Source organism: Actinomycetospora atypica (genome assembly GCF_042653685.1).
GTDB classification, from domain to species: Bacteria; Actinomycetota; Actinomycetes; order Mycobacteriales; family Pseudonocardiaceae; genus Actinomycetospora; species Actinomycetospora atypica.
In genome coordinates this window covers 41,446-66,147 of record NZ_JBHSIV010000013.1, presented here as the reverse complement: position 1 = coordinate 66,147, position 24,702 = coordinate 41,446, and the positions used below count along the sequence as shown (strand labels likewise).

Here is a 24,702-nt window from a genome sequence, read left to right as displayed (position 1 = left end):
CCATGAGCGACGAAGCAGACAAGACCGCCCAGGACCGGACGGGCGACGCCCACCCCGGCGGCGCCGAGGGCAACGGCCCGACCGACATCCCGGAGTCGAGCCCGTCCTCGGAGTCGGAGAACTCCCTGGACAAGCAGGCGGCCAAGCGGGACGGGAAGGACGGCTAGGGCCGGAAGGTCCGTAGGCGGTCGAGCCGGGCCTCGAGCTCCTCGATCGTGAGGTAGTGCCCGGCCCGACCCGACCGGACCTCCTCGACCGTCCGCTCGAGACCGGCGATCTCGGTCGCCCGGTGCTGCTCGGCCTCCCCGGCGTCATCGCCGAGGGCGTCGAGCAGCAGGCGGGCCGACTCATCGGCGCCCTGGAGCACGCACCGCGTCACCGCCTGTCCGCTCGGTCGGGCCCCGCGTCCGAGCAGGCGTCGCACGAGCACCGCGGACAGCGCACTGTGGATCCCGTCGAGGGCGTCGGGCGCCACGACGGCGTCCGCGTCGAGCAGCGCGGCCAGGGCCCGCTCCGCGCCGTGGGTCACCGCGACGTCGGTCGCCCGCGCGCTGCCGGCCATCGCCACGTCGAGGTCGACCCCGGCCGCGGCGAGCCGGGTGACGAGGTCGGCGTCGTCGCTCGTGACTGCGTGGTCGAGGGCGATCCGCGCCGCGCGGGCGTCCCCGGCGAGGCGGCCCTCGGCGAGCAGGGCGCGCCAGTCGACGACGGCCTCGCGGTAGTACGCGAGGAGCCGGTCCGCGAGCGCCGGGTCGAGCCCGGCGTCCCGGGCCCGCTGGAGGTGGTCGAGGAGGTCCCGGCCGGCCCCGTGGCGGCGGTCGGGGTCGAGCGGGTCCCGGTCGAGGCGCAGGGCGGCGAAGGCGGCGCGCAGGTCGTCCGCGACGGGCATCGTCGTGTCGCCGGGCAGGGCGTGCGGCCACCCCGCCGGGAGTCCGTGCATCCACGCGACGACCTGCCCCGCCGTGGCGCCCGGCGCGGTGCGGACGTAGATGCGGTCGGTGTACTCGAACCCGCCGACCGGGAGCGCGTCGAGCCGGGTGACCGGCTCGACCCCGCGCTCCAGGGCGGCGTCCTCGGCCAGCTCGAGCTCGTGGGCCATCCAGCCGTCGAGGTCCCGGTAGCCGTCGCTGCCGCGGAAGAACAGCTCGTTCCAGCTGAGCAGGACGAGGTGGTCGCCGAGGTCGACCGCGAGGTCGTAGTCGAGCTCTCCCCCGGCCGTGGCGGACCACAGCTCGCGCAGCGCCGTCGGGAGCGGCCCCGCGCAGCGCTGCTCGATCTCGTCCAGGCGGGCGGGGGTCAGCGGCGGCTGCGCGTCGTGCACGACGCGGCCGGCGAACAGGACGAACCCGTGGGCGGCCAGCTCGTCGCGCTCCGGGTCGGTGAACGGTGCCGGGTCGCGGAAGGGGGCGGCCGGCGGCGCACCGGCCCCGGCGTCGTCGGGTGCGGACCGGCGTCGGAACCATCGGGGCACGGCGGACACCCTGGCACAGCCCGCTCTCGTACCGTTCCCGACGATGCCCGCGGGTGTGGCACGGTGCTCGGCGTGGTCGGGCGCCTGGTGGCCGTGGTGCTGCTCGCCGTGACCGGCGTGCTGGCGGTGCTCGTCGAGCGCCCTCCGGACGCCGTCCCCGCCACGGCTCCCCCGGCCGGGTTCAGCGCCGAGCGCGCCGCGACCGTGGTCGACACCCTGGCCCGGGAGCCCCGCCCCGTCGGGAGCCCGGCGTCCGACGCGGCCCGCGACGCCCTCGTCGTCCGCCTGCGGGCCGAGGGTCTCGACTCGCGGATCGAGGCGACGGCCGGCATGGCCGCGGAGGACGGCGAGGTGCGGGCGGCGCGGGTGGACAACGTCGTCGCGACCCTGCCGGGGCGCGACCCGAGCGGCGCCGTCGTGCTCATGGCGCACTACGACTCCGTGGGCGCCGGGCCGGGCGCGAGCGACGACATGTCCGGGGTCGCCACGGTCCTCGAGACCCTCCGCGCCCTGCGCGCCGGACCTCCGCTGCGCAACGACGTCACCGTCGTGCTCACCGACGGCGAGGAGGCCGGCCTGCTCGGCGCCCGGGCGTGGGTGCGCGAGGAGCTGGTCGGGTCCCGGCCCACCGTGGTGCTCAACTGGGAGGCGCGCGGGGTCGAGGGCCCGTCGCTGCTGTTCGAGACCTCGCCGGGCAACGGCGGGCTCGTCGACGCCTGGGCCGACGCCGTGCCGTCCCCGCGGGGCGACTCCTCGCTGGTCGAGATCTACCGGTTCCTGCCCAACGACACCGACCTCTCCCCCGTCCTCGACGCGGGGCGCCCCGGGATGAACGCGGCGTTCATCGGGCGGCCCTACCAGTACCACTCCCCCGGCGACGTCCCGGCGGCCCTGAGCCGCGCCTCGCTGCAGAACCATGGCGGCAACGCCCTCGCCCTCACCCGCGCGCTCGGCGACCGCGACCTCGCCCCCCTCGACCCCGCGGCCTCCGGCGCCCCCGCCGGGGACGACCGCACCTACTTCTCCGTGCTCGGCCGCCTCGTCACCTACCCCAGCGGGTGGGCCGGCCCGCACGCCGGGCTCGCGCTGCTGCTCGTCGTGGGCCTCGCTCTGCTGGCCCGGCAGCGGCGGCGCGCGACGATCGCCGGGGTCCTCGCCGGGGCGGGCCTCTTCCTGCTCGCCCTGGTCGCCGCCGTCGCCGCGGGGCTCGGCCTCTGGGCGGCCCTCGTCGCGATCCGGCCGTCCTACGGCGACACCGGCCCGTTCCTCGGCCGGCCGCTGCTCGACGAGATCGCCGCCGGGGTGCTCGCCCTCCTGGTGGTCACCCTGGTCGTGGGCGCGCAGCGGCGTCGCCCCGGCGCGGTGGCCGCCTGCTGCGGGTCCCTGCTCGTCCTGGCCCTGCTCACGGTGGCCCTGGCAGTCGTCGCGCCCGGGTCGGTGTTCCTGCTCGGCTGGCCGGTGGTCGGGCTCGCGCTCGGCCTCGCGGCGGTGCTCGCGGTCGGGGACCGGCCCTGGCTCGCGGTGCCCGCCCTCGTCGTCGGCGCCGCCCCGGCCGCCGCGCTCCTGGTGCCGTTCGCGGTGGCGTCCTACGGCGTCGCGGAGGTGTCGGACGGGCTGCCGGTCGCGGTCTTCGTGCTGCTCGGGGTGCCGGTGGCGGCCGCCCTGTCCGCGCTGCCCCGCCCGGGCGCCGTCCGCGGGTTCGCGCTGCCGATCCTCGCGCTCGGCGCGGTCGTGGTCCTCGCCGGTGCCGGCCTGCTCGTCGACCGGCCCGACGCCGCCACCCCGCAGGGCAGCCACCTGGCCTACGTGCTCGACGCCGACACCGGCGTCGCCCGCTGGGTCACCACCGACGGGGCGCCCGCGGCGTGGACCCGCGGCTACGCTCCCGATCCGCCCGCGCCGCTCGCCGCCTGGCCCGACGGGGACCCCGTCGGCAGCGGCCCCGCCCCGGTGCTCGGCGTCCCCGCGCCCGCCGCCACCGCCGTCCGGACCCCCGGTGGGCTCCGGGTGCAGGTCTCGTCGCCGCGCGGCGCCCCGACGGTCCTCCTGCGCTCCGAGCTCCCCGCGTCGGCCGTCACCGTGACCTACCCCGGTCGACCGTCCCTGTCGGTGTCCCCGGGCGACGGGCCGCTGCGGGTCCGGCTCGACGACGTCCCGCCGGAGGGCGCCGTCGTCGACCTGCGGCTGCCCGGGCCGGCGGCCCTGCGCGTCGACGACGAGAGCCACGGCCTCGCCGTTGTCCCGGGCTGGACGCCGCGACCACCGGAGCTGCGCCAGGCGCGGGGGAACCGCAGCGACCTCGTCGTGCTGTCCCGGCGCGTCGTCGTGCCCTGAGGAGCCGGTCAGGGCGGGGAGATGCGCGAGTCGACGACGTCGTCGCCGACCACCGCGGGCCGGGCATCCGGGGTCGCGAGCGCGAACCGGACGTCGCGCACGGTGAGCCGCGCGGCGTGCCGCACCCACAGCGCGTACGCGGGCAGGACCCCGAACATCGTGTGCTCGGGGTAGGCGGACTCCTGCTCGGGAATCCCCGCGCGGCGGGCCTCGTCGGGGGTGCCGCCACCGGGGAACGTGACGTCGAGGTCGGCCAGCTCCACGTCCTCCACCGGGAACCCGGGGAGCCCGGCGACGCTCATCGTGTGGCCCTCGCGCCGGGCGTCCACGCTCATCGTGGCGCGCACCCTTTGGATCCGGACGCGGCGCAGCGCGCCGACCGGTCGCGGGCGCTGCGCCTCCCGGAAGCCGAAGTCGAAGCCCCGCCGGCCGCGGCGGATCGAGATCGGCGCGGCGACGTCGTGCATGACGAGGTCGTCGACGGTCACGTCCTCGAGGTCGCCGCCGTCCACGGTCTGGAGCTTCAGGCCGCCGAGCCGGCAGTCGCGGAACACGACGTGCGAGATCGCGATGTTGCGGAAACCGCCGAGCGACTGTGTGCCGAGCTTCAGCCCGGCGCAGCGCGAGCGCACGACGCAGTTCGTGATCCTGACGTCGGTGCACGCCCGCGGGAAGGAGCTCTTGAGGACGATCGCGTCGTCCTCGGTGTCCACCGAGCAGTCGTCGACGATCGCGTCGTGGCAGCTGTCGAGGACGATCCCGTCCTGGTTGATGTGGACCGTCGACGTGATCCGCAGTCCCCGGATGCGGACCGTGTCGCACAGCGCCAGGTGCACCGTCCACAGGCCCGACTCTCGCAGGGTCACGTCGCTCAGCCGGACGTCGCGGCAGTTCCGGAGGAAGACCGTGCGCGGGCGGGGGCGCTCCGCGACGTCGGGGTTCCGGACGACGGCCCGCGGGAAGGCCGCGCCGTGGCCGTCGATCACGCCGTCGCCCTCGATCGCGATCTGGTCGGCGTCCTCGGCGAACAGGAGCGCCCACACCTGGTAGCCGCCGACGTCGAGGTCGCGCGCGGGGAAGGCCTGCGCCGGATAGTCGGCGACGTCCGGGCTGCCGAGCAGGACGGCGCCCGGCGCGAGGTGCAGCGTGATGCGGCTGCGCAGGACGAGGGTGCCGGCGAGGAACCGTCCGGCCGGCAGGACGACGGTGCCGCCACCGGCCTCCGATGCCGCGTCGACCGCGGCCTGGATCGCCGCCGTGTCCCGGGTGACGCCGTCGCCCCGCGCCCCGAAGGCGCGCACGTCGACCACCACGGGCGCGGAGCACGCGGCCAGGCCCGCCACGACGAGACCGGGGACCGCGGCGCCGAGGAACCGGCGGCGGCCGAGGTCCATGGGGGTTCCTGACGATCGCGGGGGTGCGGCGGGAGGGTCCCGACGGGCGACCCTACGTCGGCGCACCAGGTCTGCCGACTGTCTGTTGTCAACAGATCGACTATGCTCGCAGGCGTCGAGGAGGTGGCGTGAGCGTCGAGCCGTTGGCCAGCCTGGACCGCAGCACCCTGCGGGAGCGGGCGCTGGACGCCCTCCGCACGGCGATCACCTCCGGGCAGTACCGCCCGGGAGAGCACCTCGGCGAGGTCGAGCTGGCCGAGCACCTCGGCATCAGCCGCGGCACCGTCCGCGAGGCGCTCCGGCACCTGCAGCAGGAGGGCCTCGTCACCGCCGGCCCCCGGGGACGACTGCGCGTCAACCAGTTGTCGCCGACCGAGGTCCGCGAGCTGTTCACGGTGCGGGCCGCCCTCGAGGGCCTGGCGGTCACCGAGATCGTCGCGTCGCCGGGCCGGCACGAGGCCGCGGCGACGCTGCGCGGGGCGCTCTCCGGGCTCGCCGACCCGGACGCCGACTTCGCCGCCCGCCTGGAGGCCGATCTCGCCTTCCACCTGCTGCTCTGCCGGCTCGCCGGCAACTCCATGCTCGTCGAGGCGTGGCGCGGCCTCGAGGGTCGGATGCGGGTCGCGATCATGAGCGGCGAGCCGGCCGGGTCCCCCGTGATGATGACCGGCGACCGGCACGCGCCCATCGTCGAGGCGATCGAGGCCGGCGACCGGGAGACCGCGGTGGCGGTGGTGCAGCAGCACATGGCGGCGGCGGCCGATCACTTCGCCGCGGAGACCGCCCGGAGCTGAACCGGTCCAGGACGGCCGGCCCCACGACATCGTCGAGCCGGCCGTGCCTGCCGTGCACGCGTCCTCCGCGGCGTTCCCCTGCCGCGTCACCGGCAGGCCCCTGACCAGCACGGACGTCCGCGGGAGCGATCGTCGGGTCGGCGCCGACGAGATCGGGACCGACGCCGCCGACGCGATCACCGGGTGATCGCCCCCGGCTGTGACCGGGACCGCTCGCGCCGATGTGGCGGTTGACACCTCCCTCGTGGCGCCGCACGATCTGACTCGACCGTTGACTGTTAACAGTCAACTGTCGAGAGACGGGGACTCGCGAACCACCGTCTCGCCCGAGTCCCCCTCACGATCAGCGGAGATCACCATGACCGACCGGCAACCACCTGCCCCGGCCCCCGTCATCGCCTCGAAGACACCGCCCGAGGGCACTCCCGCCCGCAAGCGGGTCGCGATCGGCGCCTCGGTGGGCGCGACGATCGAGACCTACGACTTCATCGGGTTCGGCACCGCGGCGGCGCTGTACTTCAACACGGCGTTCTTCCCCTCGAGCGATCCCCTGTCGGGGACGCTGCTCTCCTTCGCCACCCTCGGTATCGGCTTCGCGGTCCGCCCCCTCGGCGGGATCGTCGGCGGGTACCTCGGCGACCGGATCGGCCGCAAGCCGGTGCTGGTCGCGTCGCTGCTGCTGATGGGCATCGCCACCGTGGCGATCGGCGTCCTGCCGACCTACGCCCAGGTCGGGGTGTGGGCCCCTGTCCTGCTGGTCACCGTCCGGGTGGTCCAGGGCCTCGCGTTCGGCGCCGAGTGGGGCGGGGCGATCCTCATGTGCTTCGAGCACGCCCCCTGGCGCAAGCGCGGGCTCTACACCGGCATCACCCAGGCCGGCTTCCCGGTCGGACTGCTGCTGGCCAACCTCGCGTTCCTCGCCTCCGTGCCCCTCGGCGGGGACTGGGCGTGGCGGGTGCCGTTCCTGCTCAGCGCCCTGCTGATCGCCGTCGGCATCGTCATCCGGCTCAAGGTCGACGAGTCCCCCGAGTTCGAGGGGCTCAAGGAGGACGGGGACGTCTCGAAGAACCCGCTGCTCGAGGTGCTGCGCACCGACTGGCGCAACGTCCTGCGCGCGTTCTGCCTGCGCACCACCGAGACCGCGGGCTACGCGGTCACGGTCACCTTCGTGCTCTCCTACCTGACCAGCGAGAAGCTCGCAGGGCGGCCGGTCAGCCTGACCGCCCTGCTGATCGCCGCGACCGTCGGGATCGCCGCGACCGTCTGGTTCGGCTCGCTCACCGACCGCGTCGGCCGCCGGCCGGTCTACCTGTTCGGCTGCGTGATCACCCTGCTCTGGGGCATCCCGCTGTTCCTGCTGCTCAACACCGGGGTCGCCGTCGCGATCGTCATCGCGTTCCTGGTCAGCTACGCGGTCTGCCAGAACTCGCTCGCCGGCGTGCAGGGCGCCTGGTTCTCCGAGCTGTTCGCCGCCCGCACCCGCACCACCGGCGCGTCGCTGGCCTACCAGCTCTCCGCCGTGGTCTCCGGGTTCACCCCGTTGGTCGCGACGGCGCTGTTCGCCGGCGTCGGCTGGATCGGCCCGGCCCTGCTCATCAGCTTCTACGGCCTGCTCGGGCTCGTCGCCACCCTCCTCACCCGCGAGACCTGGGGCCCGCTCGAGCGCGAGACCGCGATCGAGGCCGAGCGCGCCCACCGGGCCGCGGGCGACCCCGCGTCGGCCGCCCCGTCCGACCGCGTCGCCGGCTGACCGCCACCCCCACCACGAGAGGACCCCCATGACCGCCACCGCCTCACCACCGGCCGCCACCGGCCTCGACCCGCAGCGGATCGAGCGCCTGCGCGACTCCGCCTACCGCATCCGCCGCCACGCCCTGGACATGGGCGAGGTCCAGGGGCAGGGCTACATCGGCCAGGCCCTCGGGGTCGCCGACGTCCTCGCCGTCCTGTTCGGCGACGTCCTGAACCTCCGGCCGACCGACCCGGAGTGGCCCGAACGCGACCGGTTCCTGCTCTCCATCGGCCACTACGCCATCGCCGCCTACGCGGCCTTCGCCGAGGCCGGGATCCTCCCGGTCGAGGAGCTCGAGACCTACGGGTCCGACGAGTCCCGGCTCCCGATGTCGGCCATGGCCTCCTACACGCCGGGCATGGAGATCTCCGGCGGCTCGCTCGGCCACGGGCTGGGCATCGCCACCGGCATGGCGCTCGGCCTGCGCCACCAGGGCCGGCCGGCCCGCGTGGTGAACCTGCTCTCCGACGGCGAGCTCAACGAGGGCGCCACGTGGGAGGCGGCCATGTCGTGCGCCCACCACGGTCTGTCCAACGTCCTGGCCGTCGTCGACGTCAACGCCCTGCAGGCCGACGGCCCCACCGCCGGTGTCCTGCGCGTCGACCACCTCACGGACAAGTGGACCGCGTTCGGGTGGAACGCCCGCCGCGTCGACGGCAACGACGTCGCCGCCCTGCTCACCGCCCTCGACGAGCTGCGCGACGCCCCCGACCGGCCCTCGGTCCTGCTCTGCGACACCCGCCCCGGCCACGGCGTCCCGATGCTCGAGACCCGGGAGAAGGCCCACTTCCTGCGCGTCGAGGCCCACGAGTGGCAGATCGCGCGTGACCAGCTCACCGAAGGGCACCAGCGATGACCACCGCGACCCCCCGCACGAAGCTCACCACCTCGGCGATGATCGCCTCGTTCGCCGACCCCGGCCAGCGCACCGCCCCGGCCCCGTTCGGCCACGCCCTGGCGGCGCTCGCCGAGGAGCGCCCGGAGATCGTCGGGCTCTCGGCCGACCTCGCCAAGTACACCGACATGCACGTCTTCCGGGACGCGCACCCCGACCGGTTCTTCCAGATGGGCATGGCCGAGCAGGTGATGCTCGGGGCCGCCGCGGGGATGGCCGAGGTCGGGCTCGTCCCGTTCGCCTCGACCTACTCGGTGTTCGCCACCCGCCGCGCCTACGACTTCCTCTGCCTCGACATCGCCGAGCCCGGGCTCAACGTCAACGTCGTCGGCGGTCTGCCCGGCCTGACCACGGGCTACGGCCCCAGCCACCAGGCCACCGAGGACCTCGCGATCCTGCGCGGCTGCCCGGGCCTGACGATCGTCGACCCCTGCGACTCGGTCGACATCGCCGCCGCCGTCCCCGCCCTGGCCGAGCACGACGGGCCGACCTACCTGCGGCTGCTGCGCGGGTCGGTGCCCACCGTGCTCGACGAGTACGACTACCGCTTCGAGCTCGGGAAGGCCGCCGAGCTGCGCACCGGCCGCGACGTCCTGCTGATCTCGAGCGGGCTCATGACGATGCGGGCGCTGCAGGCCGCCGCCCGGCTCGAGGCCGACCACGTCGACGTCGCCGTGCTCCACGTCCCCACCATCAAGCCGCTCGACCGCGAGGCGATCGTGCGCGCCGCCCGCCCCGACCGCCTCGTGCTCACCTGCGAGAACCACACCGTCATCGGCGGTCTCGGGGAGGCGGTCGGCTCGACCCTCGCCCTGGCCGGGCTCTCGACGAGGTTCGGCCAGGTCGGGCTGCCCGACGAGTTCCTCGCCGCCGGGGCCCTGCCCACGCTGCACGACCGCTACGGCCTGTCCACCGACGCCCTCGTCGCGCGGATCAGGGCCGGGCTCGACGGCCACACGCCGTGGGCCGCCGAGCCCGAGCCCGCCAGCGCCTGATCGCCACCCCACCAGCCACCGAAGGAGCACCCCATGTCCCCCTCCGAGATGACCGCCGTGGTCACCGGCGCCGGTTCCCGACGAGGCATCGGGCGGGCCACCGCCCACACCCTCGCCGCCGCCGGCTGGAACGTCGCCGTCCTCGACCTCGACGAGGCCGGCGCCAAGGAGACCGCCGACGAGGCGGCCGGCACCCACGGCGTCCGCGCCACCGGCCTCGCCTGCGACGTCACCGACGCGACCTCCGTCGAGGCCGCCCTCGCCACCCTCGACGGCGCCCTGCCCCCGGTCGGCGCGCTGGTCAACAACGCCGGGATCACCTCCCCGGTGCCGTTCCTCGAGGTCGACGACGCCGAGTGGGAGCGGGTGTTCGCGGTCAACGTCCGCGGCGCCTACACCATCACCCGCCGCCTCGCGCCCGGTATGGCCGAGCGCGGCTTCGGGCGCATCGTCTTCCTGTCGTCGGTCTCCGCCGAGCGCGGGGGCGGCGTCTTCGGCGGCGTCGCCTACTCCGCGGCCAAGGCCGGGCAGCTCGGCTTCGCCCGCGCCCTGGCCCGCGAGCTCGGCCCGCACGGGGTCACCGTCAACTCCGTCGCTCCCGGGCTCATCGACACCGACATCACCGGGGGCGCCCTCGAGGGCGAGAAGAAGACCGCGCTGCTCGCCGGCATCCCGGTCGGGCGCAACGGCCGGGTGGAGGACGTGGCCGACCTCATCACCTACCTGTGCCGGCCGGAGACCGGTTACGTCACGGGGGCCACCTACGACGTCAACGGCGGCTCCCACATCCACTGATGCGCGAGGGGCCTGCCCCCGGGGGGCGGGCAGGCCCGGACCGGTCACCAGGGCTCGGCGAGCTCCGGGAGGTCGGTCGCGCAGACGCGACGCAGCGCGTCGAGCCCGGCGGCGACGTCGGGCTGGGCGCGCGAGCCGGCCCGGATCGCGGCGAGGACGTGCCGGGTGGGCACCATCGGCCCGCGGATGGGGATGCGGCGGGTGTCGTGGTGCCCGGGCAGGGCCGCGAGCCGCGGGACGAGGGCGACGCCGAACCCCGCGGCCACCAGGGCCGCGCCGGTGTCCCACTCGTCGGCGTAGTGGGCGACGTTCGGGGCGAAGCCCGCGCTGGTGCAGGCGAGGATCACGAGCTGGTAGTAGGCGCGCGACGGGGACCCGACGATCCAGGGGTCGCCGGCGATCTCCAGGAGGTCGACCGCGTCGCGGGCCGCGAGCGGGTGCTGCGGCCCGACGAGGATGTCGAGCGGCTCGGCGAACAACGGGAACTGCTCGAAGGCCGGGTCCGACCGCGGCGGGATGCTCGGGGTCGCCACGACGACCGCGATGTCGGTGTCGTCCGCGGCGAGCAGGTCGAACGCCCGGGCGGGCTCGATCTCGCGCAGGTGCAGCCGCAGCGCCGGGTGCTCGTCGCGCAGCAGCACGAGCGCCCGCGGCGCGACGACCGCGGCGGCGGTGGAGAACCCGCAGATCCGCAGCGTCCCGGTGAGCTCGTCCTCCCGGTGGGTGGCCAGGTCGGCCTGAGCCCGCTCCCACTGCGCGGCGAGTTTCTCCGCGTGCTCGAGCAGCGTCCCGGCCGCCTCGGTGAGCCGGACGTTGCGCCCGACGTGCTCGAGGAGGGCGACGTCGAGCTCGCGGGCCAGCGCCGACATCTGGTGCGAGACCGCCGACGGCGTGAGCCGGCAGACCTCCGCGGCGGCGGTGACGGTGCCGTGCCGGGCGATCGCCCGGAGCACGCTGAGCCGCCGGTCGATCATGTACGGATCGTACAAGATCAGCTGTACGAATCTGAGATGGACGCCACAGGAGACGGGTGGCGACACTTCTCCGCAGCAGCCCGAGGCCGGCGACGCAGCCCCCGGGATGTGCCCCCTGACGTGCCGGGACGTGCCTTTCCGGCAGAGGAAGCAGGAGTCCGTCATGGACCACTACCGCGCCATCGTCGTCGGCTGCGGCGGACTCGGATCCGCCGCCCTCTACCGCCTCGCCCGCGAGCTCGGGCCCGGGGTCCTCGGCCTCGAGCAGTTCGGGCTCGGCCACTCCCGCGGGGCCTCGCAGGACCACTCACGGATCATCCGCCTCGCCCAGCACGAGCCGCAGTACGCCGCCCTGGCGCGGCCCGCCTACGACGCCTGGGCCGAGGTCGAGGCGGAGTCGCTGCAGACGATCGTCACCCGCACCGGCGGACTCGTCATCGAGGACCGCGAGGCGCGCCGCGGACGGGCGACGGGCTCCCGCAACATCGAGGGCTACACCGCGGTGTTCGACGACCACGGCGTGGACTACGAGGTCCTCGACGCCGACGCGGTGATGGAGCGCTGGCCGCAGTTCCACCTCGCCGACGGCGTGGCGGCGATCTACCAGTCCGAGTCGGGCATCGTCGACGCCGCGCGCGCCAACGCCACCCACGTGGCGCTCGCCCGGGCGCACGGTGCCCGCATCGTCGAGCACGCCCCGGTCCGGGCGATCCGGCCCGACGGCGCGGGCGTCGTCGTCGAGACCGCCGAGCGCGCCTACCGGGCCGACCGCGTCGTCGTCGCCGCGGACGCGTGGACCAACCGGGTGCTGGCGTCCTGCGGGGTGCAGCTGCCGCTGACCGTCCTGCAGGAGCAGGTCACCTACTACGCCACCCCGCACCTCGCGGAGTTCGCGCCGTCACGCTTCCCGGTCTTCATGTTCCACGGCGAGCACAACTTCTACGGGTTCCCGGTCTACGGCGAGGTCGCGACGAAGCTCGGTCAGCACATGGGCGGGCACGAGACCACGGCCGAGGACCGGACCTTCGAGCCCGACCCGGTCCGCCAGAAGCGCTACGCGATGTTCGTCGAGCAGCACCTCCCCCGCTTCGGCGGGCCGGAGCTGTACACGAAGACCTGCCTCTACACGGTGCCGCCGGACCAGAACTTCATCCTCGACACCCTGCCGGAGCACCCGCAGATCGTCGTGGCCAACGGCGCCGGGCACGCCTACAAGTTCGCGGCGCTGATCGGGTCGCTGCTCGCCGACCTCGCCCTCGACCGCGCCCCGGCCCACCCGATCGACGCCTTCGCGATCGACCGGCCCGCGCTGACCGACCCCGCGTTCCCCCGCAGCTTCCACGTCTAGCCGCCGTCCCCCGAGAGGAGAACCGTCCGCGATGACCGCGACCGACCCGAACTCCCTGCTGCCGGCCCGCCCGGTCGATCCGGCCCGGTTCACCGACGAGGACCTCTACCGCCGGACCCGGCTCCCGGTCGACCTCGCCTCGACCCTGATCCCCGACGCGTACACCTCCCCCGAGTTCTTCGCCCTCGAGCAGGACCGGGTCTTCACGACGAGCTGGGTGGCGGTCGGCGTCGTCGCCGACGTCGACGCGCCCGGGCGGTGCCTCGTCGTCGAGGTCGCGGGACGCTCGATCATCGTGACGCGCAACCGGCACGGACAGCTGCGCGGGTTCCACAACCTCTGCCGCCACCGCGCGACGAAACTGCTCGACGGCGACGCCCGGGAGGTCGGCCGCCACGGCCGCATCCGCTGCCCGTACCACTCGTGGACCTACGACTCCGACGGACGCTGCCTCGGCACCCCGCTGTTCGAGGGCTCGGACGTGCCGGCCGGCCAGGAACCGATCTTCGACACCTCGATCGCGACGGGCTTCGACAAGGCGGACTACGGGCTGCTCCCGGTCACGGTCGACAGCTGGGGCCTGTTCGTGTTCGTCAACCTCTCGACCGACCCCGAGCCGCTGGCGACCTCCCTCGGGGACCTCCCGCAGCGCTTCGCCGACTACCGGCTCGGCGAGTGGGTGCCGCAACGCCGCCGCACCTACGAGGTCGCCGCGAACCACAAGCTCGTCGGCGAGAACTTCATGGAGTACTACCACCTGCCCTGGGTCCACCCGGAGCTCAACCAGGTCTCGAGGTTCTCCGACCACTACCGCTGGCAGGGACCCGGCCGCTACACCGGCATGTGCACCACCCCGGTCTCGCGCAACACCGAGGCCGGCGGGTGGGACGGCCTGCGGCCCCTGAGCACCCTCGGACCGCAGGACGCCGACAGCGGCCGCTTCGTGTGGCTCTTCCCCTCCACGGCGCTCGTCGTGCTGCCCAACCACGCGTTCGTGCTGTTTAACCGCCCCGTCGCCCCCGACCGCACCGTCGAGACCGCCGTGCTGCTCGCCCACCCCGAGTCGATGGACGATCCGGTGGCCGAGGAGGGCGTCGAGCAGCTCGACAAGTTCTGGGACCTGGTGAACCGCCAGGATCTGGAGATCGTCGAGCGGGTCCAGGAGGGCCTGGCGAACCCCGCCTACCGCGGCGGGCGCATGTGCTTCCGCTTCGAGGAGCCGCTGCACCGCTTCCAGAACATGGTCGTCGACAAGATGGTCGGCCTCGACCGGGTGCCCGCCGGCGACAGGGAGACGGAGCGAAGCGGAGCTCGACCCGGCACCACACACACCATGACCCGGATGTTCCCCGACCCCTGAGCGGGGCGCCGGAGTCAGGGCTGCAGGTGCTCGAGGAACCAGTCGCGGGCCGGCACCATGGAGGCGTCGAAGCCCTTCGTGTAGGCGTCGAAGTGGCCGCCGGGCAGGATCACGAGCTTCTTCGGCTCGCGCGCCTTCTGGTAGGTCGCGAGGGCCAGCTCGGTGGGGGTCAGGACGTCGTTCTCGGCCACCAGGACGAGCAGCGGGGTCGGCGAGATGCGGTGGACGTAGCTGTCGGGCTCGTACTCGCGCAGCATCTCCACCGAGCGCAGGGTGATCTCGTTGCGCCACGACGGGGCGCGCAGCTCGTGGGTCTCGGTGAACCACTGGTAGGAGTCGGGCGTCGGCATCGCGGCCGGGCCGGCCGGGTCCTCGCTGACCGCGGGCACCGTCTGCGGGGCCTCGCCGCGGAAGCGCGCCTCGCGGTCGGCGTCGAACATGTCCCGGAACCCGCCGATGAGGTCCGAGCGCACGAGCGAGCGGATGTTCTCGTAGCCGCTGACCAGCGGGACCTGGGAGACGACCGCCTTCACGCGCTGGTCGATGGCGCCGAGGACGAGGGCGTGGCCGCCGGAGTAGCTCGACCCCCACACCCCGACCCGGTTGCGGTCGACCTCGGGGAGGCCGATCGCGTAGGTGATGGCGTGGCGGTAGTCGCGGACCTGCTGCACCGGGTCGATCTCCTGGCGCGGCTCGCCGTCGCTGGCGCCGAAGTTGCGGTTGTCGAACACCAGGGCACCGAGCCCGGCCTGCGAGAAGGCCTCGGCATACCTGTCGAGGTACATCTCCTTCACCGCCGAGAGCCCGTGGGCCATGACGATCACGGGTGCGGCCGAGGACGTCCCCTCGGCGGGGTAGAACCAGCCCCGCAGCGTGGTGCCCTCGGCGTCGAACTCGATGTCTCGGCGGGTCATGGTGGGCCTCCCGAGGCCGTCGTCGACCCGGGAGGAACCCCGGCCGCTGCGGCCCAGTGTCAGCCGTCACACCTTGGGCGTCCACGGTCCGGCGGAGTCCGCCGTGGGAGTCCCGGAGGCGGGCACCCTCGGGGCATGATCCCGACGAGGTCCGCCCGGCCCGTGCGCCTCGTCGCGGCGGTGGTCCTCGCACTGGTCCTGGCGGGCTGCGCGGGCGCGGCACCGGGCGGACCGGCGCCCTCGATCTCGCGGGGCACCGTGGCCGCGGAGGGTCAGGTCCGCTCCGACTGCCCGGCGGCGCCCGACTCCCGGCCGGCCCGGTACGGCACCGTCCGTGCGGACGACGGGTCGACCTGGCCGGTGCCTGCCGCTCCCCCCGCGGCCGACGCCCCCCGGCTCGTCACCGGCTTCATCGCCTGCGGGCCCCCGATCCCCTTCACCGGGTTCGACCCCGCGACCGCGCCGGTCACGACGGTCGACCCGGACGGCGAGGTGATCTCGGGGATCCTGTTCGGCGACAACGACGTCCAGCTGTTCGTCAACGGGGTCCTCGTCGGGGTCGACCCGGTGCCCTACGCACCGCTCAACGCCGTCGTAGTGCGCTTCCGGGCCACGGCGCCCGTCACGTACGCGGTGCGGTTGGTCGACGGGGAGGAGGGCCTCGGCGTGGGCACCGAGCGCCTCGGCTCACCGGTGCACGCGGGCGACGGCGGGTTCATCGCCGCCTTCAGCGACGGCACGGTCACCGACGAGCGGTGGAGTGCGCAGAGCTTCTCCCTCGCCCCACTGCCGGCGCGCGACTCGGTGGTGGAGCGCGGCCCCGTCCACGACACCTCCGCGCTCGGCGACACCTATCCCGAGTCCGCCGAGAACCCGGGATGCGGCCTCGACTGCTTCGCCGCGCACTACCCGGTCCCCGCAGACTGGGCCTCGCCCCGGTTCGACGACCGCGTCTGGCCCGCGGCCGTGCCGTTCACCTCCGCCCAGGTCGGAGGCAGCCTCCCGCCCGAGGTGCTCGGAGAGTTCACGCGGCGGGGCGCGCGCTTCATCTGGTCGTCGAGCCTCGTGCGGGACAACCTCGTGCTGGCGCGCACCACGCGCTGACCGTGCAGGTCAGGACGTCGCCGCGGCGAGGAACCTCTCGAGCTCGGTGCGGGTGTCGGGTCCGCACGGCTGGTAGACGACTTCGGTGACGCCCTGCTCGCCGAGCTCGTCCACGCGGCGCCGGACCTCCTCGGGCGTCCCGCTGACCGTGGCGTCGGGCAGCATCACGTGACCCCCCGCGGCCCACGCGGCCCGGTCGGCGTCGTTGAGCTCCACGCAGTGCCCGGCGTGGACCGCGAGGTGCCGCTCGTCCGCGGGTGCCTGCTCCACGACGTCCATCCAGGCGTCCCCGCCGGGGAGCGCGCGGACGGCGTCGGGCCCGCCGAACTCGTACGCCCCGTGGTAGGCGAGCGCCCAGCCCGGGCCGCCGGCGTCCCGGGCGTGCCCGGAGTCCGCGGCCTCCGCCCCGTCGAGCACGGTGCCCCAGAGCAAGAACGGCACCCACGAGTACTCGTGCAGGAAGTCCGGCACCTGCAGCGTCGCGAAGAGCCCGTCCCCCAGCTCGTGCGCGACCTTGTTCCCCTTCGGGCCGAGGGCGCCGACGAGGATCGGGACGTCGACCGGGCGGGCCGGGGCGTGCCCATCCGGGTGCAGCATCTGCATGCGGGCGCCCTCCCACTCGACGACCTCGCCCTGCAGCAGGCCCCGGTAGGCCCGCAGGTAGGACTCCATGAACGCCCAGGTGACCGCCCGGTAGCCCATCGCCCGACGTCCGGTGAAGCCCGTGCCGAAGGCGACCGCGACGCGTCCGGGCGCGAGGTCGACGAGGGTCGCCGTGGCCGCGGCGTTGACCATCGGGTGGCGCAGGGTGGGAACCAGCACGCCGGGGCCCAGGCCGATCCGCTCCGTGCGCTCGGCCGCGAGGGCGAGCGTCATCCAGACGTCCGGGCTCTGCTGCGGGGTGTCGTAGACCCAGGCCCGGGAGTAGCCGAGGCCCTCGGCCACGGCGATGTCGTCGGGGGTCGACAGGGCGGTCGGGAAGGCGCAGGACACGTCCACGGGTCCTCCAGGGCTCGTCACCGTCCGGGGCGGGTCTCCACCATGGCAGGACGAGTGAGCCACGTCACCTACCGACCCGGATCACCCGCCGCCGGGCGCCTCCAGCGCGGTGACGGCGGTGGCCCGGGCCTGGCGGTAGACCACGGAGGTGCGGAACCCCGCGACCTCCTTGCGCTTGCTGAGCCGGTCGACGAGGAACGCGTGCAGGTGGTCGAGGTCCTGCACGGCGACGTGCAGGACGAAGTCGTCCGCCCCGGCGAGCACGTAGGACGACAGGATCTCGGGTCGGCCGCTCGCGAAGTCCTGGAACCCGTCGATCACGCTGCGGTGCAGCGGCCGGATCTGCACCGAGACCAGGGCCTGGACCCCGCGGTTCAGCGCGGGGAGGTCGACCTCGGCGCGGAAGCCCCGGATCACGCCCCGGCGGACGAGCGACCGGGTGCGCTCGTGGCACGTCGACGGGGCGATGCCGAGGCTCTGCGCGATCTCCTTGTTCGTCCGGCGGGCGTCGTCCTGCAGCGCCGCGAGGATCGCGGTGTCGACCTCGTCCATGACCCGACCCTACGTCCGGTCTCCGCCCTCCTTCCCCGCTAGCCGAATCCTGGACCGGTCCGACCGGATCCGGCCGAACCGCGTCCGGCGACCGTCCCCGGAGGTCGACGTTCTCCGGAGACCGTCCGGCACGGCCCCCGCAGGCCGCGGATCGCTGTTTCGCTGCCGGTGGCATCCACCGCGCAGCGAGGAGACGACGATGGACACCACGACGGGACCGAGACCCGGACGAGCCCGCCCCGAACGGATCGTCGCCGCGCGCGGCGCCCGGACCGACCAGCTCGTCGCCGTCAACGTGGACTCGACGCGGCTGGGTCCGGCGCTGGGCGGCTGCCGGGTCCGGCACTACCGCACCTGGCAGGACGGCCTCGCGGACGCGGCGCGCCTCTCCGCCGCGATGACCGGGAAGGCGGCCCTCGCGGGCCTCGACCACGGCGGGGGCAAGACGGTCGTCGCGCTCGACGGGTCCTTCGCGCGGGGCCGGGCCGACCCCCGGTGGCGCGACCTGCTCGCCGACGTCGCCGACGCGGTCGAGCAGTTCCGCGGGGGCTACGTCACCGGCCCGGACATCGGCACGGGCCCGGCCGACATGGACGTCATCGGCGAGCGCACCGCCCACGTCCTCTGCCGGACCGAGGCCGCGGGGGGCAGCGGCGACTCGTCGGTCCCGACGGCCCTCGGCGTCGACGCCTCGATCGACGCGGTCTGCGCCCACCTCTGGCCGGCGCGGGACTTCTCGACCCTCTCGTTCGCCGTGCACGGGCTCGGCCACGTCGGCGAGCTCGTCGCCGCGCGGCTGGCGGCGGCGGGCGCGCGCCTCGTCGTGACCGACCTCGACGAGAGCCGGCGCGCCCTCGCCGGGACCTGGGGCGCCACGTGGGTGGCGCCCGAGCAGGCCCTCGTCGCCCCGGTCGACGTCCTTGTCCCCTGCGCCGTCGGCGGCATCCTCACCCCCCGCACCGTGGGCGAACTGCAGGCCCGCGCGGTCGTCGGGGCGGCCAACAACCAGCTCGACGACGACGCCACCGCGCTGCTGCTCCACGCCCGCGGCATCACCTGGGCTCCCGACACCGTCGTCAGCGCCGGCGGCATCGTCTCGTCGGTCGCCCGCGAGCGCGAGGGCGCCACCGTCGACGAGGCACGCCGACGCGTCCGCACCATCGGGGCCCGCCTGGCCCGGCTCCTCGAGGCCGCGACGGTCTCCGGGGAACCGCCCCTGCACGAGGCGCGCCGGGAGGTCGACCGCCTCCTCGCCACGGGACGGTCGGCTCTCAGCGGGGCGGCGCGCTGACGAGCAGGCCCCACCGGGCCGCGCACCGGGCGGCCACCGCGCGGTTGCGGGCGCCCGTCCTGCCGAGGACGTGCTCGACGTGGGTGGCGACCGTGCGCGCACCCCCGGTCCCGCACCAGGGTGAACAGGCGGTCGGTGTGCATCCGGCCGTCGAGCAGCGGCGCGACCGGGGCGGGGTAGGACGAGGCGAGGGTCCGGTGCGCGCCGGCCGCCGGGTCCCACAGCGAGACCGCCGCGCAGTCGGCGGGAACCACCTCGTGCAGCCCGTCGAGGACGACCCGGGCGGCACCGGGCGTGCGGCACCCGTGGAGGCGCAGGAACGACCGCAGGCGGCGGGCCGCCGCGACGGCGGGCATGGCCGGACGCTACCGCCGGCACCACGGCTCGGACCAGCACGGCGCATCCGTCGATCGACCGATGTGCGGTCCCGGTCCGCTCCCTAGCGTCCGCGTCGCCACGACCCCGGGAGGAACCCATGGACGCCCACGAGTACGCCGACCTCGACGCCACCGCCCTGGCCGCGCTCGTCCGCGACCGCCAGGTGTCGGCCGCCGAGCTCCAGGAGGCCGCGACCACCGCCCTCGACGCCGTCAACCCGGAGCTCAACGCGCTCGTCGGGACGCGGTTCGACTCCCCGCTGGACTACGCCGCGGACGGGCCGTTCGCCGGGGTCCCGTTCGCGATCAAGGACCTGATCCTGCACGCGGAGGGGGTCCCGCAGGCCGCCGGGACCCGCATGCTCGGTCCGGGCGTCCCGATGCCCGCCGACACCCACCTCATGACCCGCTTCCGCCGGGCGGGGCTCGCCACGCTGGGGAGGACCGCCACCCCCGAGCTCGGCTTCAACGCCACCACCGAGCCGGTGTCGAACGGGCCGGTGCACAACCCGTGGGACACGAGCCGCAGCGCCGGCGGCTCGTCGGGCGGCTCGGCCGCGCTCGTGGCCGCCCGCGCCCTGCCCGTGGCCCACGCCAGCGACGGCGGCGGCTCGATCCGCATCCCGGCCGCCTCCTGCGGGCTGGTGGGGCTCAAGCCCAGCCAGGGCCGCACCTCCCCCGGCCCCGACTACGCCGACCCGCTGCTCGGGATGGGGATCGAGTTCGTGCTCACCCGCACCGTGCGCGACTGCGCCGGCCTGCTCGACGCCGTCCACGGCCACGAGCCCGGCGACCGCTACCTCCTGCCGGACCCGCAGCGGCCGTTCCTCGACGAGGTCACGGCCGGCAGCCGGCCGCTCCGGGTGGCCCTGCGGACGACGCCCTTCTCCGGCTCCGGGTCCGTCGACCCCCGCTGCGTGGAGGCGACCGAGGCGGTGGCGCGGGCCCTGGAGGGCCTGGGCCACGTGGTCGAGACCGCCGACCTCGACCTGGACGCCGACGCGTTCGACGCCGCCAACCTCGTCGGGTGGGCGAGCTTCCTCGCCGACGGGGTCGACGGACTGGCCGCCGCCCTCGGGGTCGAGCCCGGCCCCGACGTCCTCGAGGCGGCGACGCTCGCGTGCGCCGAGTACGGGCGCGGGCTGCGGGCCTCGGACCTGTACGCCGCCGACCGCGTCTTCAACGCGACCCGGCGCGCCGTCGCCGCGTGCCACCAGCGCCACGACGTCGTCCTGTCCCCGACGATGAACGTGCCCAACACCCCGCTCGGGTACCTCGACCAGGACGACGCGAGCCGCGACGCCCGCGGCTGGTACGACCACATCTTCTCCACGGCCGGCTTCACGGCCCTCTCGAACGTGACCGGCAACCCGGCGATCTCGCTGCCGCTCGGGCGCACCGAGGAAGGCTGGCCGGTCGGGGTGCAGCTCGGCGCCGCCTACGGCGCGGAGGCGACGCTGCTCGCGCTGGCCGGCGACCTCGAGCGGGCGCTGCCCTGGGAGCAGCACCGCCCGTGAGTCGGTCCGCGGCACCCCCACCCGCACGATCGGTGGGACCCTCACGGGGTGTCCTCCCGACGAGCGACGTCACTGCCCGGGCTCGCCCGTGATCTCGGCGCGGTGCTGCACCGGACGGTCCGCGACGGCGCCGCCCACGAGGCCGGCGTGGTCCCCGGGGTGCTGCGCCGGGCCGTCCTCGACGAGCTCGCCGCCGGGGCCTTCGTCCCACTGCCGCCGGTCGAGGGGCCGTTCGGGGTGCGGCAGGAGGGCGAGCACCTCGTGCTCACCGGGGCGGAGATCGACCGGTGGCCCGCGGTGCGGTCCCTGCACGCCGCCGTCGTCGCGGCCGTCCACGAGCACACCGCGGAGATCGACGGACTGGCGGAGTGGCACCCCGACGAGATCACGGTGCAGCGCTACCTCCCGGGCAGCTCGGGCATCTCCGTGCACCGCGACGGGCGGCGCCACCGCGGCCTCGTCGCGATCCTCACCCTCGAGGGCTCGGCCCGGCTGCGGCAGTGCTCGGACCGGGAGGGCACCACGGTCCGGTCCTTCGACGCCGACGCCGGCAGCCTCGTGGTGCTGCGCGGCCCCGGGCTCGCCGGCGTCGAGGACGACCGGCCGCTGCACGCGGTCGACGGCCCGAGCGGGCACCCGCGGACGTCGTTCACCCTCCGCGTGGCGCGGCCCACCCCCGGCTGACTTGCCTTCGAGCGCGCTCGAACTCCTACCGTCGGGGGTGTGAGTACTCCGAACGGCAGGATCTGGTTCATCACGGGCACCTCGCGCGGCTTCGGCCGGGAGTGGGCGGTCGCGGCCCTGGAGCGCGGCGACTCGGTCGTCGCGACCGCGCGCGACGCGAGCTCGCTCGACGACCTCGTCGCCACCTACGGCGACCGCGTCCTGACGCTGGACCTCGACGTCACCGACCGCGCCGCGTGCTTCGCGGCGGTCGAGCGGGCGCACGAGCAGTTCGGCCGCCTCGACGTCGTGGTCAACAACGCGGGCTACGGGCAGTTCGGCATGATCGAGGAGCTCAGCGAGGACGACTTCCGGGCGCAGATCGAGACCAACGTCTTCGGCGCCATGTGGGTCACGCAGGCCGCCCTGCCGCTGCTGCGCGAGCAGGGCTCGGGCCACCTGCTGCAGGTCTCCTCGATCGGCGGCATCTCCGCGTTCCAGAACGTCGGCGCCTACCACGCGTCGAAGTGGGCCCTCGAGGGCTTCAGCCAGGCCCTGGCCCAGGAGGTCGCGGGCTTCGGCATCCACGTCACCCTCATCGAGCCGGGCGGCTTCTCCACCGACTGGGGCGGCTCCTCGGCGCGCCACGCGACGGCGCTCCCGGCCTACGACGGGGTCCGCGAGCAGGCCGCGGAGGCCCGCAAGGGCCGCATGAGCGCGCCCGGCGACCCCGCCGCCAGTGCCCGGGCGGTCATGGAGATCGTCGACGCCGACGAGCCGCCGCTGCGGGTGTTCTTCGGCGACGCGCCGCTCGGGATCGCCGAGGCCGACTACGCGTCGCGTCTGGAGACCTGGCGGGCCTGGCAGCACGTCGCCCACCTCGCGCAGGGCTGAGGCGGGCCCGGCTCAGCCGCCGCTCCCGCTCCCCCGCTCCGGCGGGAACGCCATCTGCGGGTGGTGGGGCACCTCCGGCGAGGACGAGTCGAGGGGCACCGACGTCGAGCGCACGATGCCGAGCTGGGTCGACTGCCGCGGCAGGACGGCGTCGAGGAGCCAGTCCGTGGCCGTGCGCAGCCGGTTCCCGGGCATCGAAAGCAGGTGGTAGCCGCGGGCCACCGCCTTCGCGGGGAAGCCGGAGAGGCGGACGTGCAGGGGGTTGGCGGCGGCGTCGGTGCTGCCGAGGTCGACGACGAAGCCGAGGTCGCGGTGCCGGTAGGACCGCAGCCGCCCGCCCCGCAGGGACGCCGCGACGTTGCGGCCCGCGAGCCGGCCCTGGCGCTCGGCGTGCTGCGCGGTCATGGCCGTGTACTGCCCGGGACGGCGGAAGTCCGGCACCGCGGCGGCGTCCCCGCAGGCGAAGACCTCAGGGTGGCCGGGCACGGTGAGGTCCTTCCCGACGACGAGGCGGCCCTGCGCGAGCTCGAGGCCGAAGGCCTCGACGAGCGGGTCGGGGCGTACGCCGACGCACCAGACGATGGTGCGGGTCGGCACCTCCTCGCCGCCGTGCAGGCGGACGCCGTCGGCCGTCGCCTCCTCGACGGTCTCGCCGGTGCGCACCTCGATCCCCCGCTCCCGGAGCACCCGGTCCGCGGTCCGACCGAGGTGCGGGTCGAGCCCGGAGAGGACCTCGCCGCGGGTGACGAGCAGCCACCGCACGGCGTCCTCCCCCAGGCCCCGCGTCCGGGCGAGGTCGCGGGTGAACAGCTGCCCCTGCGCGGCGACCTCCGTGCCGGTGTAGCCCGCCCCGACCACGACGAACGTGAGCCGGGCGCGGCGCTCCTCGGGGTCGTCGGACCCGACCGCGAGGTCGATCTGCCGGATCAGGTGGTCCCGCAGGTAGAGGGCCTCCGGGATGCCGCGGAAGCCGTGGGCGTACTCGCTGAGCCCGGGGATCGGCATCAGCTTGTGGACGCTGCCGACCGCGAGCACGAGGCGGTCGTAGCCGGAGGTGTGGTGGCGGCCCTCCGGGTCCATCCAGCGCACCCGCCGCCCCTCGAGGTCGATGTCGTCGACCTCGCCGTGGGCGTGGGTCACGGTCCGCGGCAGGGTCTCGCTCAACGACACCGAGATGCGCCGCGGCTCCAGGACCCCGCTCGACACCTCGGGCAGCAGCGGCAGGTAGAGGAAGTAGTTCGTCGGGCTCACCAGCACGACGTCCACCGCGTCGCCCAGGGTCCGGGCCAGCGTCTTCACCGCGTGGTAGCCGGCGAAGCCGCTGCCCACGACGACGACCCGGGGCCGGTGGCCGTCGGAGGTGGTACCGGGCTGGAGGTCCTTCTCCGCGCTCGTCACGGCCCCTACTTCCCCGATGGGCGACCGCGACGAAACCGCGTCGCGGCGCCCACCCCGGGGAGGATCGACCGGGTACGTCCGTCAGCCGAAGCGCGCCATCGCCCAGCCGGCGAGCGGGCCGGCGACCCGGGCCGGCAGGGCCTCGAACAGGCGACCCAGGATCGCGTTGGCCCGACCGTCGATCACCGCCGGGGCCGTCCCGGCGAGTGCGGCCAGGGCGGTCGTCGCCACCTGGTCCGCGGTCCGTGTACCTCGGGGGTTCATCGCGGTCCTCGTCGCGCCGGGGCTCACCGAGACGACCCGCACGCCGGTGCCGCGCACCTCGGTCCACAGCGCCCGGCTCAGGGCGAGGACGTAGGTCTTCGACGCCGCGTAGGCCGCCAGCCCCGGCGCCGGCATGTAGCCCGCGACGCTGGCGAGGTTCAGCACGCTGCCGTGCCCCCGCGCGACCATCGCCGGGAGCAGCAGGGCGGTGAGCTCGGTGAGGGCGGCGACGTTGAGGTCGAGCATGCCGCGCAGGTCGGCGGCGTCGGCGTCGGCGTCGACCATCGGGCCGCCGGGGGCGACGCCGGCGTTGTTCACCAGCAGTTCCACCTCCCCGACCTGCTCGACGAGCTTGCGCGGCGCCGCCGGGTCGGCGAGGTCGAGGGCGATCGTGCGGCTCGTCCCGCCCCGGGCCCGCACGGTGGCGGCGGCCTCCTCGAGCGCCGCCTCGTTGCGGCCGACGAGCACGACGTCCGCCCCGTGGTCGCCGAGCTGCTCGGCGATCGCCCTCCCGATCCCGCCCGACGCCCCGGTGACGAGGGCGGTCCGCCCCCGCATCTGTGCTGCTGTGGTCATG

23 protein-coding genes are annotated in these 24,702 nt (G+C 75.0%); 15 read left to right on the top strand and 8 right to left on the bottom strand.

The window, feature by feature from the left end; genetic code table 11:
- Window positions 1-2 precede the first annotated feature (2 nt).
- Window positions 3-167 carry a hypothetical protein gene (locus tag ACFPBZ_RS14315; protein WP_378036741.1) on the top strand — a complete coding sequence of 55 codons (165 nt, stop codon included), beginning with the start codon at window positions 3-5 and terminating at the stop codon, window positions 165-167.
- Here the strand turns inward: ACFPBZ_RS14315 and ACFPBZ_RS14310 are convergent.
- Window positions 164-1,471, bottom strand: coding sequence for a hypothetical protein (locus ACFPBZ_RS14310; RefSeq protein WP_378036740.1), 1,308 nt, complete (start codon window positions 1,469-1,471; stop codon window positions 164-166). The genes ACFPBZ_RS14315 and ACFPBZ_RS14310 overlap by 4 nt on opposite strands.
- 72 nt (window positions 1,472-1,543) lie before the next feature.
- Here ACFPBZ_RS14310 and ACFPBZ_RS14305 point away from each other — a divergent pair, with 72 nt between their 5' ends.
- Window positions 1,544-3,805: a M20/M25/M40 family metallo-hydrolase gene (locus ACFPBZ_RS14305; protein ID WP_378036739.1), complete on the top strand. Its 2,262-nt coding sequence runs from the start codon at window positions 1,544-1,546 to the stop codon at window positions 3,803-3,805.
- Between the two features lie 8 nt (window positions 3,806-3,813).
- Here the strand turns inward: ACFPBZ_RS14305 and ACFPBZ_RS14300 are convergent, their stop codons facing one another.
- Complete coding sequence (locus tag ACFPBZ_RS14300; RefSeq protein ID WP_378036738.1) at window positions 3,814-5,199, bottom strand: glycoside hydrolase family 28 protein; 1,386 nt, start codon at window positions 5,197-5,199, stop codon at window positions 3,814-3,816.
- Window positions 5,200-5,327: 128 nt separating this feature from the next.
- Here ACFPBZ_RS14300 and ACFPBZ_RS14295 point away from each other — a divergent pair, with 128 nt between their 5' ends.
- The 6 genes from ACFPBZ_RS14295 (at window position 5,328) to ACFPBZ_RS14270 (ending at window position 10,470) form a co-directional block, all read left to right on the top strand.
- Window positions 5,328-5,993, top strand: coding sequence for a GntR family transcriptional regulator (locus tag ACFPBZ_RS14295; RefSeq protein WP_378036737.1), 666 nt, complete (start codon window positions 5,328-5,330; stop codon window positions 5,991-5,993).
- A gap of 43 nt (window positions 5,994-6,036) precedes the next feature.
- A complete protein-coding gene (locus ACFPBZ_RS14290; RefSeq protein WP_378036736.1) occupies window positions 6,037-6,180 on the top strand; it encodes a hypothetical protein in 144 nt (47 codons plus the stop codon).
- A 171-nt stretch (window positions 6,181-6,351) separates the two neighbouring features.
- Window positions 6,352-7,743, top strand: a complete 1,392-nt coding sequence (locus ACFPBZ_RS14285; protein ID WP_378036735.1) for an MFS transporter — start codon at window positions 6,352-6,354, stop codon at window positions 7,741-7,743.
- A 28-nt stretch (window positions 7,744-7,771) separates the two neighbouring features.
- Window positions 7,772-8,641 carry a transketolase gene (locus ACFPBZ_RS14280; RefSeq protein WP_378036734.1) on the top strand — a complete coding sequence of 290 codons (870 nt, stop codon included), beginning with the start codon at window positions 7,772-7,774 and terminating at the stop codon, window positions 8,639-8,641.
- Window positions 8,638-9,675 carry a transketolase family protein gene (locus ACFPBZ_RS14275; protein ID WP_378036733.1) on the top strand — a complete coding sequence of 346 codons (1,038 nt, stop codon included), beginning with the start codon at window positions 8,638-8,640 and terminating at the stop codon, window positions 9,673-9,675. The genes ACFPBZ_RS14280 and ACFPBZ_RS14275 overlap by 4 nt, the downstream gene beginning before the upstream one ends.
- A 33-nt stretch (window positions 9,676-9,708) precedes the next feature.
- Window positions 9,709-10,470: an SDR family NAD(P)-dependent oxidoreductase gene (locus tag ACFPBZ_RS14270; protein ID WP_378036732.1), complete on the top strand. Its 762-nt coding sequence runs from the start codon at window positions 9,709-9,711 to the stop codon at window positions 10,468-10,470.
- Between the two features lie 44 nt (window positions 10,471-10,514).
- Here ACFPBZ_RS14270 and ACFPBZ_RS14265 read toward each other — a convergent pair whose 3' ends face one another.
- The gene (locus tag ACFPBZ_RS14265; RefSeq protein ID WP_378036731.1) at window positions 10,515-11,444 is read right to left on the bottom strand and encodes a LysR family transcriptional regulator; all 930 of its coding nucleotides are present in this window, start codon (window positions 11,442-11,444) and stop codon (window positions 10,515-10,517) included.
- A 163-nt stretch (window positions 11,445-11,607) separates the two neighbouring features.
- On the opposite strand from ACFPBZ_RS14265, the gene solA reads away from it, so the two are divergent.
- Together solA and ACFPBZ_RS14255 are read left to right on the top strand one after the other, a co-directional pair.
- Entirely contained in the window at window positions 11,608-12,792 is a 1,185-nt protein-coding gene (gene solA / locus ACFPBZ_RS14260; RefSeq protein WP_378036730.1) for an N-methyl-L-tryptophan oxidase, read from the top strand.
- Window positions 12,793-12,823: 31 nt separating this feature from the next.
- A complete protein-coding gene (locus ACFPBZ_RS14255) occupies window positions 12,824-14,152 on the top strand; it encodes an aromatic ring-hydroxylating oxygenase subunit alpha (RefSeq protein WP_378036729.1) in 1,329 nt (442 codons plus the stop codon).
- 14 nt (window positions 14,153-14,166) lie between these two features.
- On the opposite strand, the gene ACFPBZ_RS14250 is transcribed toward ACFPBZ_RS14255, so the two are convergent.
- Window positions 14,167-15,066, bottom strand: coding sequence for an alpha/beta hydrolase (locus tag ACFPBZ_RS14250; RefSeq protein WP_378036728.1), 900 nt, complete (start codon window positions 15,064-15,066; stop codon window positions 14,167-14,169).
- A gap of 135 nt (window positions 15,067-15,201) precedes the next feature.
- On the opposite strand from ACFPBZ_RS14250, the gene ACFPBZ_RS14245 reads away from it, so the two are divergent.
- Window positions 15,202-16,170, top strand: a complete 969-nt coding sequence (locus ACFPBZ_RS14245) for a hypothetical protein (protein ID WP_378036727.1) — start codon at window positions 15,202-15,204, stop codon at window positions 16,168-16,170.
- Window positions 16,171-16,179: 9 nt separating this feature from the next.
- Here the strand turns inward: ACFPBZ_RS14245 and ACFPBZ_RS14240 are convergent, their stop codons facing one another.
- Both ACFPBZ_RS14240 and ACFPBZ_RS14235 read right to left on the bottom strand, forming a co-directional pair.
- Complete coding sequence (locus ACFPBZ_RS14240) at window positions 16,180-17,169, bottom strand: LLM class flavin-dependent oxidoreductase (protein WP_378036726.1); 990 nt, start codon at window positions 17,167-17,169, stop codon at window positions 16,180-16,182.
- 81 nt (window positions 17,170-17,250) lie between these two features.
- Window positions 17,251-17,721, bottom strand: coding sequence for an Lrp/AsnC family transcriptional regulator (locus tag ACFPBZ_RS14235; protein ID WP_378036725.1), 471 nt, complete (start codon window positions 17,719-17,721; stop codon window positions 17,251-17,253).
- 199 nt (window positions 17,722-17,920) lie between these two features.
- Between ACFPBZ_RS14235 and ACFPBZ_RS14230 the strand changes: the two genes are divergently transcribed.
- The 4 genes from ACFPBZ_RS14230 to ACFPBZ_RS14215 all read left to right on the top strand — a co-directional run bounded on the left by ACFPBZ_RS14230 (window position 17,921) and on the right by ACFPBZ_RS14215 (window position 22,463).
- Entirely contained in the window at window positions 17,921-19,012 is a 1,092-nt protein-coding gene (locus tag ACFPBZ_RS14230) for a Glu/Leu/Phe/Val dehydrogenase dimerization domain-containing protein (RefSeq protein WP_378036724.1), read from the top strand.
- 475 nt (window positions 19,013-19,487) lie between these two features.
- Window positions 19,488-20,906, top strand: coding sequence for an amidase (locus ACFPBZ_RS14225; RefSeq protein WP_378036723.1), 1,419 nt, complete (start codon window positions 19,488-19,490; stop codon window positions 20,904-20,906).
- A gap of 48 nt (window positions 20,907-20,954) precedes the next feature.
- Entirely contained in the window at window positions 20,955-21,590 is a 636-nt protein-coding gene (locus ACFPBZ_RS14220) for a hypothetical protein (protein WP_378036722.1), read from the top strand.
- Window positions 21,591-21,629: 39 nt separating this feature from the next.
- Window positions 21,630-22,463, top strand: coding sequence for an SDR family oxidoreductase (locus ACFPBZ_RS14215; protein ID WP_378036721.1), 834 nt, complete (start codon window positions 21,630-21,632; stop codon window positions 22,461-22,463).
- A gap of 12 nt (window positions 22,464-22,475) precedes the next feature.
- On the opposite strand, the gene ACFPBZ_RS14210 is transcribed toward ACFPBZ_RS14215, so the two are convergent.
- Together ACFPBZ_RS14210 and ACFPBZ_RS14205 are read right to left on the bottom strand one after the other, a co-directional pair.
- On the bottom strand, window positions 22,476-23,861 hold the full coding sequence (locus ACFPBZ_RS14210; protein ID WP_378036720.1) for an NAD(P)/FAD-dependent oxidoreductase: 1,386 nt from the start codon (window positions 23,859-23,861) through the stop codon (window positions 22,476-22,478).
- A gap of 81 nt (window positions 23,862-23,942) precedes the next feature.
- Entirely contained in the window at window positions 23,943-24,701 is a 759-nt protein-coding gene (locus tag ACFPBZ_RS14205; RefSeq protein ID WP_378036719.1) for an SDR family NAD(P)-dependent oxidoreductase, read from the bottom strand.
- Window position 24,702: the final 1 nt, after the last annotated feature.